Below are 11,814 nucleotides of genomic sequence, written 5' to 3' on the forward strand. Positions count from 1 at the left end.
CTTAGTGGTATAAATACTTAGTAAATAATACTTCACGAATAATCTCTTGGCCTGTTTCTTCTTTTAGCAGGCTTTTTAATTTTTCGGCACACTTTGCTCTAATTTCTTCACGCCCAGTAAGCGACTTTATTTTTTCTTCAGGTTCTTTAGATAGTATTTCTACTAACGCATCGCGTAAAAGCGGGGTATGGTGCTCTACAATAGCAATATCTGCATTATTGCTAAGCATTAAATCTATAGTCACGCGTACATAGCCCATTTTTTTACTTGAAGCGCCTATGTAATTGGTAATAATGTCTGGCTCAAAACCAAAATAGCCCACTGTCGATTCCGCTTTTGCCGAAAAGCTAAAACAGTTTAGGATCAGTGCTAAAAAACCTGCGTATACTATTTTTTTCATCTTTAGTGTGTTTCCATTTTCTTAATACAAATAGTTTATACTTAATAGCGCCTAATAAACAGCTCCTGCAATTATTTATCGGCAGTAAAACATCACTTTTTCAAATGCTTTGGCAATGTTATCATCGTCTCGGTTTTTATTTTATTGAGCTATTGTGATTACATTTCCGCTTTCTATATCTGCCAATTGGCAATGTGCTTCTTTGGTAAATAACTTATCTGCGTTAGAGCAAGAGTGGCTATTTGAGCCACATTCATTAACCGCTAAATTAAAAAGTAATGCACAAACTTTTAGTGTAAAAGTGCTTAATGAGCAAACTTTTACTCTAAGCGATGCACAGCAACAACTACTTGGCTCAAATACAAATAAAGCACTTAATCGCGAGGTGCTTTTATTGTGTGACAATACACCCATGGTGTATGCCCAAAGTTGGCTGCCCAGTACACAAACGCAAACAACACTGCATAATATGGGCGCACGCCCTTTAGGTGATGTTATTTTTCAGCACCCTGAACTTACCCGAAGTAATATTGAGGTAGGGCGCTTTGACTCAGAGCATGCGCTGCAGTCACTTGTTAAAGAGTTGAATTTAACTACGCACCCTTTATTAGGTCGTCGTAGTGTGTTTTCTATTAATGATTATCACTTTTTAGTGTGCGAAGTATTTTTACCCGGAGCCTATTTGTACTCATGAAATTAGCCCCTTTGCAATTACAGCATAGCCCTTTTTATATTCAGCTCATGCGCATTGACAAACCTATCGGTACATTACTATTACTGTGGCCTACTTATTGGGCTCTATGGCTTGCAAACGCTGGTATGCCAAGCCTAGTTAACTTTATTGTATTTACCTTAGGCGTAATTGTTATGCGCAGTGCTGGCTGCGTTATTAATGATTTTGCAGATAGAAAAATAGACGGCTCAGTTAAGCGTACAGCAGGGCGCCCTTTGGCCACCGGACAAGTAAGTGCAGGTGAAGCACTGAGTTTATTCATATTACTGATAGCCATTGCTTTTGTGTTGGTATTACTACTTAGCATCAACACTATTTTATTGTCACTTGGGGCGTTGGCACTGGCATTTTGCTACCCGTTTATGAAACGCTATACACATCTTCCGCAGGTAGTCTTAGGCGCTGCATTTGGTTGGGCAATACCTATGGCATATATGGCATCAATTGACTCATTACCGCTGCAGGCGTGGCTGTTATTTGTTGCAAATATTTGTTGGACGGTAGCGTACGACACTATGTATGCCATGGTCGACAGAGATGATGATTTAAAAATAGGGGTTAAATCTACTGCTATTTTATTTGGTAAATACGACCGCCATATTATATTTTTATTAAACGCTAATTTTATAGCGTTGTTGGCGCTTATTGGCTTAATTAACCAGCTAGGCTTGGCGTTTGTTGCAGGTTTATGTACTGCCGCTGGGTTACTTATTTATCAGCAAGTGCTTATTCATAAACGTGCGCGTGATGCATGTTTTAAAGCGTTTTTAAATAATCACTATGTTGGATTAGCTATTTTTGTTGGCTTGTTCTTGTCATTTGTATTTGCGCGTTAATTTCATCTCAACGCTATTAATTTAACCTCAGCATAGCCACTAGTTGTTGTGGCTATGTTGGTTTTATCGTGGGGGGTCAATTACTCCACTTATTGAGGCGTTTTTTCTAAACCAGCCAGCAATAGAGTAGCGCTCATTAATGGCAGGTAACACCTCGTGTGCAAAACGCTCGCTTTCAAACATAACGAGTGTCCCCGCGGTGGGTTTAATTATTATCTCTACTTGCTTACTTTTTGGCTTGTAAATAACAAGCTCGCCGCCTTGCTCGGGCGTATTTAAATAAAGGATTGTTGTAAATACGCGGTTAGATCGCCCTTTAAATGCATCAAAATGCTTTTTATAAAAGTCGCCTTGGGTGTATTTAGCGTAGTGGCACTCATAATCAAATAAGCCCATAAAAAACTGTCGATTAAGTGTGGTTTTTATACTTTCCATTGTTGCTTGATAAGTTAGCTGTGCTTGTGAGCTGCCATCAAACCAATAGGTTTTATCTTTACGAATGGTTTTATCTATTTGTAAGTCATTTAAACGGCCAATACCTGCAGCGCTAAAATGCGGGTTAATACGGTGGCAATCGGTGATTAAACTCTCTACTAGCTCGCTAATAAGTGCGTTAGGAATAACAACATAACCATGGGTTTCTATTGCATCTAAATAAACATCAGAACTAAAAAGTGCGTTCATCTATGTCTGTTGATTAAAAAAGGTGCGACAGTGTAGCCTAAAAAAATTTAATAGCTAGTGGTTTGTGCTCCGCTACTTAAGCAAATAAAAACCTAACGCGTAAGCATAAAAACTAAAAGTGCTTTTTAGGTTAAGCAGCTGTGCTGCAGGTTTTGGTAACAAGAAGAGTAAATCAGTAAGGGCTATCTAAATTGGTTGCCCTTAAAAGGTTTAAGGGCAATGCGGTATGCTCTTTTTATCTTGGCTTAAGTAATAGTCGTAGATGCTTTTTTGATAAGAGATAATAAATGGTCAATGTGTTCGCTAACTGCTGCTTGTTGGCTTGTTTGTATAACAAGTTGTTCGTGACTTAAGTCTTTATTTGTTTTTAGCTGTACAAGTTCTGTGTGCTCTGCAAGAGTGCTCGCGTGTTCAATACTCGCAATAGCAAAGTGATCTGATTTAACCAGCCCTGAGATTACTTGCTCAATGCTGCCTACCTTAATGCTAGCCGATTTATTGAGCATATCGATAGCTTCGTTAAGCATGCTTTGTACTTGTTTAGACTGAGAAAAACAGCCGTACATAGGGTAGCTATCTAAATCGTGTTTGCTGATATCATTTTTATTTGCTAACGGATGGTGTTTAGAAACAAACAATACCAGTTGGTCTGGCAGGTGTATGTCGCTGCCGATGCTGTTAATTGCCTGCGAATAAACACTAATATCAATCTCGCCCTCTTGCAGTTTACGCGCAAGTTCGTGCTGCTCTTGCAATTGCATTTCTATTTTAACATGGGGGTATTGTGCTAAAAATTGCCCGCATGAGATAGGCACTACACTGCTGGCTTTGTTGGTGTAGCCAATGACTAACTTTTCGTCAGTATTGCCGTTAACCGATTGAGAAATTCGTTTTTTTGTATGCTCAAGTTCGGCAAGAGTGTTTTTGGCGTAATCAAGAAATAGCTCGCCTTCGGGTGTTAACTTTACTGAACGTGTTGAGCGTTTCACTAGTTCGTACCCCATTTCGTCTTCTAGGGTTTGAATGCTGCGCGTTAGCGCTGATGTGCTAATTTGAGTTTGTTCAGCTGCTTGTCTGAAATGACGTAATACACCAAGCGCTACAAATTGTTCTAATTGTTCAAATCTCACTTTATAGTCCCTTTTTATAAGTAAGTCGCGTGTGCCGCGAACATCAATAATATTAGATTTAACGTTTCAAAAAGCGAAGCCTAATATGTAACTGTGTTTGCAAATTTATGACATATTTGCAATCAGCATATCCCCCTTTTTGTATTATTTAAAGGGAATACTTATTAAAAAGTATCACCAATTAGGCTTATATTTTGATTAATTACGCTGTTTTAAACCTAACTAGTCGAGATAGTGATAATAAACACAATGGCTTACCTTCCTAGCTGCGTTAAAAAGTAATACTTTAGACATAATTTAGCATTAATTAATAAAAAAGTATGCCATAAAAAAAGAGTGCAGGAAAATTATTTAGTAGTGATTTGTAATGAAGTGAGGCGTAACAACCTATAAATATAGGTTATATTCATGATTTCATTATTTTCAACTCTATTAAGTAAGCCGCTAAGGCTTACTACTTTTGTTAGTAAAGTTTTTAGTAATGCGGTTACTTAGGGGTTTGTCTTCAATACTTTGTAGCTCTATTTCTATGGCGTCGCACGAAATATGAATTTCAAATAACGATGTTAATAACGAAAGGCTTAAGCACGCTAAGCTCACCCCAAACAAAATAATGCCTGTGGTGTTAAATTCTATAAATAAAGCAAACATTGATAGCGTACACAATAAAAAAGAGGCCACCCCATACACTTGCATGGTACGTATTAGTTTAATGCGCTTCCTTAAGTTTGTTATTTGAGCCACAACAACGGGGCGAATAGACTCACCTTCTCGTGAATTTAATTCTCGGATTAATTGCGCTAGTACTAAAAAGCGGTTTGTGTAAGCAAGCAGCAACAGTGAGATTGCTGGAAAAAGTAAACCTGGGGTAGTAAGTGTCATTGTTTTATCCTAAAAAGTTACCTGCTATACACTTTAGTAGAGTATCGTAGGATATTGTAAACACAAAATAATTGAGGTGATAATTGCAAAATATTAATACTCATAGTACTCAGCAAGCTTTTCAGTGGGTAACGCTCTACAAAGCAGATAACACATTAGAGGCAAATATAATCAAAGGGCTGTTATTAAGCGCGGGAATTGAGTGCCAAATTCAAGGTGAGATGCTTCAAGGCGCCTTAGGCGAAATCCCCTTTGAACAAACCCAAGTAAGTGTGCGGGTTTATTCGATAAAAGAGCGCCACGCGCGCGAAATATTGGTAAACTACCAACAAGTAAAACAATCCGCTCCAGATTGGGTATGCCCTAACTGTAATGAGCATAATGGATCAACATTTGATTTTTGTTGGTCATGTGAGACGTTAAGAAATGACAAAAGCGAATAACTTTCAACGTATTAGAGAGCTAAACTACTTACAAAAAGCAGTGTTAGCAAGTGCTTTAATTGAGCGTATGTTACCTAATTATGGTTTATTTAGTGAAGCCACCGGTTTTGGTGATGAAGCCTTATTACGCAGTGCGTTAAATGTTTGCTGGGAAAAAATATTACTACCAAAAAGTAAAATAGATCTCGAAAAACAAGTAGAAAAAATTGAGCCAAATGTACCTGAACTTGCCGACTTTGATATGTTTGGTACTTACCCCGCAATAGACGCTGCTACGTCGCTTTTGAGCCTAATGCACGGCTTGATGGGGCAAGACGAGCAAGAATTTATAAGCGTTAGTAAAATATCGCAAGCAACGGTGGCGCGTTTTATTGAATACCAAATGACGGTTGAAGGTGAAGTGGCTGACAATAAAGCCGTACGAGAACACCCATTAATGCAATACGAAATTGAAGTTTTGAGTGAGCTAATCGACTTTGTAGAAAATATGGGCCGCGTGACTTCTGAAAACGTTAAGGCACTTAAAAAGCAGGCCGTTGCAGATGGACAAACCAATATTGGTTTAGCGTTATAGTCTTAATTATTAACTGTGGTTAATTAATCGCTCTCTAGCAATTTTAGCGTTTATTACGTTGAACTTAGTAAAAACCTTAGCTAGAGAATGATAAAATAGTTTTAAATATGTGTGTAAATCTCTTAACCACAATGCAGGTTAAGCAGTAAATAAAGGCAGGAGAAGTAAAGTGCGAATTTTAGGCATTGAGTCATCGTGTGATGAAACCGGTATTGCAATTTACGATGATGAAAAAGGCTTATTGGCTCACCAGTTATACAGCCAAGTAAAAGTACATGCAGATTATGGCGGTGTTGTACCTGAGCTTGCATCGCGCGATCATGTTCGTAAAACCCTGCCACTTATTGACGCTGCGTTTGCTCAAGCCGGTTGTGGCCCTGAAGATTTAGATGGCATTGCATACACCGCAGGCCCTGGTTTAGTCGGGGCGTTACTGGTAGGTACCTCTATTGGCCGCTCTTTAGCCTATGGTTGGGATATTCCAGCTGTTGCCGTGCATCATATGGAAGGGCATTTACTTGCTCCTATGCTTGAAGAAAATGTGCCTGAGTTTCCCTTTATTGCTTTGCTCGTGTCGGGCGGCCATACCATGATGGTAAAAGTAGCCGGTATAGGCCAGTACGAAGTATTGGGTGAATCTGTTGATGATGCCGCAGGTGAAGCATTTGATAAAACAGCTAAACTGCTAGGGCTTGATTACCCAGGCGGCCCTCGACTAGCTAAAATGGCTGAGCAAGGTGTTGCAAAACGGTTTGTTTTTCCACGCCCTATGACGGATAAGCCAGGCCTTGATTTTAGCTTTAGTGGCTTAAAAACAGCAGCTTCTATAGCGATTCGCGAAAATGATGATGACGCACAAACCAAAGCAGATATCGCCCATGCGTTTCAAACAGCAGTGATTGATACATTGGTTATTAAGTGTAAGCGTGCTCTAAAACAAACTGGGATAAAACGTTTAGTGATTGCCGGCGGAGTAAGTGCAAATACACAGCTGCGCTTACAGCTTGAGCGTGTTATGCAAGGTATGAAAGGACAGGTTTACTACCCACGTACTGAGTTTTGTACTGATAATGGCGCAATGATTGCCTATGCTGGTATGCAGCGCTTAAAAGCAGGCCAGTTTGCCACACTCGACATGAAAACCAAACCGCGTTGGCCAATAGACAGCTTAGAAGCGATTTAGCATAAATAATTATTGATTTTTTTCATTAGTGGGTGCTTTTTTAGCGCCCACTTTTGGCTCTTCACCTTTGAAAAGGCGGATAATATTGGTGCGATGACGAAATATAATTAGCACAGTAATAAAGGTTACCGGTAGGGTGTAAAGCGGTTTAATCAACCACGTATACAGTGGAGCAAGCGACACCGTGACCAAAGCGCCTAATGAAGAAAAGCGCGTAATAGCAACCACAATAATCCAGGTACTTATTAACAGCCCCGCCAACGATAAACCAATCGGCAATAAAGAGCCAAATGCAGTGGCTACCGCCTTTCCGCCTTTAAAGCTAAAAAATAGTGGGTACATATGCCCTAAACACGCGGCAACGGCGACCAAACCAAGTGCTAAAGGCGTTAGGTCTAAAAAATAAGCCCCCCATACGGGGATAGTGCCTTTTAAAATATCAAACACTAATACTAAGCACGCAGGAAAGGCTCCACCTAAACGATACACATTGGTGGCACCTGGGTTATTTGAACCGCTGCTGCGAGGGTCTGGCAGTTTGAATAGCCGAGACACTAATATAGCCGATGAAATCGACCCTAATAAGTAGGCTAAAACAAACAGTAAAATGGCTAACACAAAGTCCCTTATTTTTTAATTGCTATACCCATCGATAGCACTTTTACGCTATTATTGGCGGCACAATTTATCGTGAAAATTATTAACTGCTGTATTTTGCAGTTAATCTAGCTATTTGGCTATTGTAGAAGTAATTTTTACATATTTAAACACTGCTTAAAGCATATACAGTATTAATTTTATCAATGCATTGTATGCTTAGAGAGTGTTTATAGTTATTTGGAGTATCAATGGATAAGGTTTTTATATCTCAACTACACGTCGACACAATTATTGGAGTGTACGACTTTGAAAAAGAAAGTAAACAAAGCCTTTATTTTGATATTGAAATGCTCAGCGATATAAAGCCTGCAGCAGCAAATGATGACATTAATTTAGCACTCGATTATGCAAAAGTAAGCGAGCGAGTGATTGAGCACACTACGGCTAAGCCGGTTGAGTTACTTGAAACCTTAGTAGAGCAACTAGCAACTATTATATTAACCGAATTTAATACACCACAAGTAACAATTAGAGTGAGCAAACCGGCCGCTGTAGCGCAAGCAAACACCGTAGGTGTAGAAATAACACGCACAAAGGCTATGAGCTAAATGGCGCAAATTTATATCAGCTTAGGCTCAAATATAAATAAAGCGCATTATATTCGCTGTGCGCTTGATGCACTTGAGCAACACTTTACAGATATTGTGCATTCATCTGTTTTTGAAAGCGAAGCTGTAGGGTTTAAAGGAAATAACTTTTATAACTCGGTGGTGGCTGCTAGCACATCAATGCCGCTTGAGCGTGTATGTAAGTTATTAAAACAAATAGAGCGTGATAACGGGCGTAAAGCGGATGATAAAAAATTTAGCCCCCGTACATTAGATTTAGATCTGCTCTTTTACGATGACGTTATTTGCGACTCGCCAGCACAATTACCTCGCGATGAAATTACCAAAAACGCTTTTGTACTTCAGCCACTTTGTGAAGTCGCCCCCAATTTTTATCACCCCGTTGCCAAGCAAACCATTGCTGCGCTATGGAGTGCGTATAACAACCCTCAACAAAAACTATGGAAGGTGGAGTTTTCTAACCCATGAGTATTTTAGAAATAATTATTTTAGCCCTGATACAAGGGTTTACTGAGTTTTTACCTATTTCGAGCTCAGCTCACTTAATTTTACCTTCGCAAATTTTGGGATGGGAAGACCAAGGCCTTGCTTTTGATGTGGCTGTTCATGTTGGTACGTTAATAGCGGTTGTTATTTATTTTCGTAAAGAAGTGGCTGATATTCTTAGCGCCTGGTTTAAATCGTTTGGCGCTCAAGGCACCACCGACGACAGCAAACTTGGCTGGTGGATTATACTGGGCACTGTACCTGCAGCGTTATTAGGCTTATTGCTAAAAGACGTTGTTGAGCTGTATCTGCGCAGTGCGTGGGTTATAGCTGCTACGACTATTATTTTTGGTTTATTACTTTGGTACGCCGATGCCAAAGGTAAGCAAATGAAAACAATTTATCAGCTTAACTGGAAAACAGCGCTGTTTATTGGCTTTGCTCAAGCGGTGGCTATGATCCCTGGTACCTCTCGCTCAGGCATTACTATGACAGCGGGTTTATTGCTGGGCATGAACAAACAAAGCGCAGCGCGTTTTTCGTTTTTACTCGCTATACCTATTATTTCTATGATGGGTCTTTACTACACAATAGAGTTGGCTTTGGGCGATCATGTGGTTGATTGGAGCACATTAATTTTAGGTGTAGTCCTTTCGTTTTTATCGGCGTACGCCTGTATATTCATGTTTTTAAAAGTGATAGAACGAATGGGTATGCTGCCGTTTGTTATTTACAGACTTTTACTTGGCGTTGGCTTAATTGTATTTTTAACGCTTTAAAATAAAAAGTGCATAAAGTGCCCCCACTAGCTTAATTTTAAACTACAGCGGGGGCCTTAATATCTACAAAAGTTACAAATTAAGTAAATAAGCTTCTATAAATTGACGTTGATTTGGTGCTTCAGGTGCTGTTTTAAAGCTAATGACGCCTGCATTTTTTCGTAACTTGAGTTTATCAGTAAATTGACACTCAACACGATTTAATTGTGTAGCAGTGTGTTTAAAATTTTCGTCTTTTTCACACATGTACGCTATTTCATTTGCAACTTGAGCGCAAAAAGAACCCACCGCATACTTTTTAAGGTTTTCGTCGTTGACGTTAGCCCAGTCAAGTTGTGTCTCTATGGCTGAGCCGCACTGTTGAAGTGTATTTTGTTGTGCTTTAATTAGTTGTTGCTGTTGAATTTCTAAATGTTTGTTGCGATCAAAGCTAGCAAGTCGCTCTTGAGTTCCGTCAGCTAACTGTTGTTCGTATTGTGCTTTTAAATCTTCAACAATAGCAGGGCTAGATTCATCTTCTTTTGATAAGTAAGTGCCTTCACTACCTTGAGGTATGTATAGGGTGTAAGAGCAACAGCGATAACCTTCATTAACAGTGATTAAACTACGCTCAGTTCCATCAAAAGTGAACTTATACGCTTTATTTGTTCCATGAGGCTTTAGGTTTGTTAGAAAAACGACACCATCAATCTTATGGTTTACCCCAGTAACTTTTACTAACGCCTGTTTTTTATCAAGAGTTGGTGCAATAACAACGTTTACTCCTTCACCTGAATTTAGTTCTAGGGGGTATTTAGCCAGCTCGAGCGCAAAAGCTTGCTGAAAAAATAAAATAGAGGCTACGAACAATAGTTTTTTCATGATAAGTCCTTTTAATTATTAAGAATTGTATTTAGCTAATTTATAACACCGATGCCAATTTATTTAAAGCTGTAGCTAAAATTGCGAAACCTGACTCTCAAATAAAAATTAATAAGGATTAACGCTGTTTTAGCATCAGTGAATTGACGAGACGTGCATAGTCACGAAGCCTAAAATTTGGCATTATAGCGCCATTAAACTTCACAGACGTGCGAAGTACGAAAGGATTTAAAAAGTTATGCATATTCATATATTAGGCATTTGCGGCACCTTTATGGGCGGTATAGCGGCTATTGCTAAATCGCTTGGTCATAAAGTAACCGGCTCTGATCAAAATGTTTACCCGCCGATGAGCACTCAACTTGAGCAGCTGGGCATTGAGCTAACCCAAGGTTACGACGTAAAACAGTTAGAGCCAAAGCCAGATATGGTGGTTATTGGTAATGCCATGAGCCGAGGTAACCCCTGTGTAGAGTATGTGTTAGATAAGGGCTTGCCGTATACATCGGGGCCAGAGTGGCTTAAACATAACCTATTGCAAAATGCTTGGGTGCTTGCGGTGGCAGGCACACATGGCAAAACCACCACAGCAAGCATGCTGGCGTGGATTTTAGAGTATGCAGGTTTAAAACCCGGGTTTTTAATTGGTGGCATAGTTCAAAACTTTGGTGTGTCAGCCAAAGTGGGCGAAACCCCGTTTTTTGTAATAGAAGCGGATGAATACGATACCGCTTTTTTTGATAAGCGCAGTAAATTTGTGCATTACTTACCACGTACGCTCATTTTAAATAACCTTGAGTTTGACCACGCTGATATTTTTGACGATTTAAACGCAATAAAAAAACAATTTCATCACTTAATGCGTACATTACCTCATACTGGCAAGGTAATTTGGCCAAAAGACGATATCGCACTTGATGATGTTATTAAGCAAGGGCTCTGGAGCGAAAGTGAAACCCTAAATGGTGATTGGCATTATGACTTGTTAAGCGCTGATGGCAGCCAATTTAATGTGCTTTTAAACAATGAACTTCAAGGCACAGTTAATTGGCAGGCTATAGGCGAGCATAATGTTAAAAATGCCATTATGGCTATCGCGGCAGCGCGCCACGTAGGTATAGCCGTTGAGCATAGCATTGCAGCGCTTGAAGAGTTTATTAGCCCTAAACGGCGTATGGAGCTTAAAGCCGACATAAATAACATTAAGGTGTACGACGATTTTGCGCACCACCCAACAGCCATAAAAACTACCCTTGCGGGGTTGCGTGCAAAAGTGGGTGATGAAAAAATTATTGCTATTTTAGAGCCTCGCTCAAACACCATGAAGATGGGTGTACATCAACATACGCTACTTGCTTCGTTAAGTGATGCCGATGACGTGCTGTTATTTGAGCCCGACAACCTAAATTGGTCTCTTAAAGCGCAAGCCGATAATGCCGGTATGCAGTGTTTTAATAGTACGCAAATGATTATTGACACTGTGCTTGAAAATATCATGCCAAATCAGCACATATTAATTATGAGCAATGGCGGTTTTAATGGCTTACATCAACACTTAGTTGATGGTTTAGCTAAAAAATACAGCGGAGAATAA

The 11,814-nt window shown here is 39.6% G+C and carries 15 protein-coding genes; 9 read left to right on the top strand and 6 right to left on the bottom strand.

What is annotated here, in order from left to right; all coding sequences use genetic code 11:
* Window position 1: 1 nt before the first annotated feature.
* A complete protein-coding gene (locus AN395_RS12170) occupies window positions 2-400 on the bottom strand; it encodes a flagellar basal body-associated protein FliL (RefSeq protein WP_024034357.1) in 399 nt (132 codons plus the stop codon).
* A 154-nt stretch (window positions 401-554) separates the two neighbouring features.
* On the opposite strand from AN395_RS12170, the gene AN395_RS12175 reads away from it, so the two are divergent.
* Both AN395_RS12175 and ubiA read left to right on the top strand, forming a co-directional pair.
* On the top strand, window positions 555-1,094 hold the full coding sequence (locus tag AN395_RS12175) for a chorismate lyase (RefSeq protein WP_004588555.1): 540 nt from the start codon (window positions 555-557) through the stop codon (window positions 1,092-1,094).
* A complete protein-coding gene (ubiA, locus tag AN395_RS12180; RefSeq protein WP_054983160.1) occupies window positions 1,091-1,969 on the top strand; it encodes a 4-hydroxybenzoate octaprenyltransferase in 879 nt (292 codons plus the stop codon). Before AN395_RS12175 ends, ubiA begins: the two co-directional genes overlap by 4 nt.
* Window positions 1,970-2,032: 63 nt before the next feature.
* Here ubiA and AN395_RS12185 read toward each other — a convergent pair whose 3' ends face one another.
* The 3 genes from AN395_RS12185 to AN395_RS12195 all read right to left on the bottom strand — a co-directional run bounded on the left by AN395_RS12185 (window position 2,033) and on the right by AN395_RS12195 (window position 4,665).
* A complete protein-coding gene (locus AN395_RS12185; protein WP_054983161.1) occupies window positions 2,033-2,653 on the bottom strand; it encodes a 2OG-Fe(II) oxygenase in 621 nt (206 codons plus the stop codon).
* Window positions 2,654-2,898: 245 nt separating this feature from the next.
* The gene (locus tag AN395_RS12190) at window positions 2,899-3,783 is read right to left on the bottom strand and encodes a LysR family transcriptional regulator (RefSeq protein ID WP_054983162.1); all 885 of its coding nucleotides are present in this window, start codon (window positions 3,781-3,783) and stop codon (window positions 2,899-2,901) included.
* 444 nt (window positions 3,784-4,227) lie between these two features.
* Window positions 4,228-4,665 (bottom strand): DUF2721 domain-containing protein, encoded by a 438-nt coding sequence (locus tag AN395_RS12195; RefSeq protein ID WP_029773572.1) that lies wholly within the window; start codon window positions 4,663-4,665, stop codon window positions 4,228-4,230.
* Window positions 4,666-4,748: 83 nt separating this feature from the next.
* On the opposite strand from AN395_RS12195, the gene AN395_RS12200 reads away from it, so the two are divergent.
* The 3 genes from AN395_RS12200 (at window position 4,749) to tsaD (ending at window position 6,865) form a co-directional block, all read left to right on the top strand.
* Complete coding sequence (locus tag AN395_RS12200; RefSeq protein ID WP_054983163.1) at window positions 4,749-5,108, top strand: DUF2007 domain-containing protein; 360 nt, start codon at window positions 4,749-4,751, stop codon at window positions 5,106-5,108.
* Window positions 5,092-5,682 (top strand): YjaG family protein, encoded by a 591-nt coding sequence (locus AN395_RS12205; protein WP_004588549.1) that lies wholly within the window; start codon window positions 5,092-5,094, stop codon window positions 5,680-5,682. The genes AN395_RS12200 and AN395_RS12205 overlap by 17 nt, the downstream gene beginning before the upstream one ends.
* 169 nt (window positions 5,683-5,851) lie before the next feature.
* A complete protein-coding gene (tsaD, locus tag AN395_RS12210) occupies window positions 5,852-6,865 on the top strand; it encodes a tRNA (adenosine(37)-N6)-threonylcarbamoyltransferase complex transferase subunit TsaD (RefSeq protein ID WP_054983164.1) in 1,014 nt (337 codons plus the stop codon).
* A 9-nt stretch (window positions 6,866-6,874) separates the two neighbouring features.
* Here the strand turns inward: tsaD and plsY are convergent, their stop codons facing one another.
* On the bottom strand, window positions 6,875-7,483 hold the full coding sequence (plsY, locus tag AN395_RS12215; RefSeq protein ID WP_024034349.1) for a glycerol-3-phosphate 1-O-acyltransferase PlsY: 609 nt from the start codon (window positions 7,481-7,483) through the stop codon (window positions 6,875-6,877).
* Between the two features lie 230 nt (window positions 7,484-7,713).
* Here plsY and folB point away from each other — a divergent pair, with 230 nt between their 5' ends.
* Genes folB through AN395_RS12230 form a run of 3 tightly spaced genes read left to right on the top strand, consistent with a single transcriptional unit; the run spans window position 7,714 to window position 9,359 of the window.
* Entirely contained in the window at window positions 7,714-8,073 is a 360-nt protein-coding gene (folB, locus tag AN395_RS12220) for a dihydroneopterin aldolase (protein ID WP_004588546.1), read from the top strand.
* Window positions 8,074-8,562 (top strand): 2-amino-4-hydroxy-6-hydroxymethyldihydropteridine diphosphokinase, encoded by a 489-nt coding sequence (folK, locus tag AN395_RS12225; RefSeq protein ID WP_054983165.1) that lies wholly within the window; start codon window positions 8,074-8,076, stop codon window positions 8,560-8,562.
* Complete coding sequence (locus AN395_RS12230) at window positions 8,559-9,359, top strand: undecaprenyl-diphosphate phosphatase (protein WP_054983166.1); 801 nt, start codon at window positions 8,559-8,561, stop codon at window positions 9,357-9,359. Before folK ends, AN395_RS12230 begins: the two co-directional genes overlap by 4 nt.
* A 72-nt stretch (window positions 9,360-9,431) precedes the next feature.
* On the opposite strand, the gene AN395_RS12235 is transcribed toward AN395_RS12230, so the two are convergent.
* Entirely contained in the window at window positions 9,432-10,220 is a 789-nt protein-coding gene (locus AN395_RS12235) for a hypothetical protein (RefSeq protein WP_054983167.1), read from the bottom strand.
* A gap of 238 nt (window positions 10,221-10,458) precedes the next feature.
* On the opposite strand from AN395_RS12235, the gene mpl reads away from it, so the two are divergent.
* Window positions 10,459-11,814 carry a UDP-N-acetylmuramate:L-alanyl-gamma-D-glutamyl-meso-diaminopimelate ligase gene (gene mpl, locus AN395_RS12240; protein ID WP_054983168.1) on the top strand — a complete coding sequence of 452 codons (1,356 nt, stop codon included), beginning with the start codon at window positions 10,459-10,461 and terminating at the stop codon, window positions 11,812-11,814.

This window comes from Pseudoalteromonas sp. P1-30 (genome assembly GCF_001400005.1).
GTDB lineage: Bacteria > Pseudomonadota > Gammaproteobacteria > Enterobacterales > Alteromonadaceae > Pseudoalteromonas > Pseudoalteromonas atlantica.

Coding starts and splice junctions, on each gene's coding strand:
- AN395_RS12230 (WP_054983166.1), top strand. CDS start 8,559: ATGAGTATTTTAGAAATAATTATTTTAGCCCTGATACAAGGGTTTACT.
- AN395_RS12205 (WP_004588549.1), top strand. CDS start 5,092: ATGACAAAAGCGAATAACTTTCAACGTATTAGAGAGCTAAACTACTTA.
- mpl (WP_054983168.1), top strand. CDS start 10,459: ATGCATATTCATATATTAGGCATTTGCGGCACCTTTATGGGCGGTATA.
- folB (WP_004588546.1), top strand. CDS start 7,714: ATGGATAAGGTTTTTATATCTCAACTACACGTCGACACAATTATTGGA.
- AN395_RS12195 (WP_029773572.1), bottom strand. CDS start 4,665: ATGACACTTACTACCCCAGGTTTACTTTTTCCAGCAATCTCACTGTTG.
- AN395_RS12235 (WP_054983167.1), bottom strand. CDS start 10,220: ATGAAAAAACTATTGTTCGTAGCCTCTATTTTATTTTTTCAGCAAGCT.
- folK (WP_054983165.1), top strand. CDS start 8,074: ATGGCGCAAATTTATATCAGCTTAGGCTCAAATATAAATAAAGCGCAT.
- AN395_RS12185 (WP_054983161.1), bottom strand. CDS start 2,653: ATGAACGCACTTTTTAGTTCTGATGTTTATTTAGATGCAATAGAAACC.
- ubiA (WP_054983160.1), top strand. CDS start 1,091: ATGAAATTAGCCCCTTTGCAATTACAGCATAGCCCTTTTTATATTCAG.
- AN395_RS12170 (WP_024034357.1), bottom strand. CDS start 400: ATGAAAAAAATAGTATACGCAGGTTTTTTAGCACTGATCCTAAACTGT.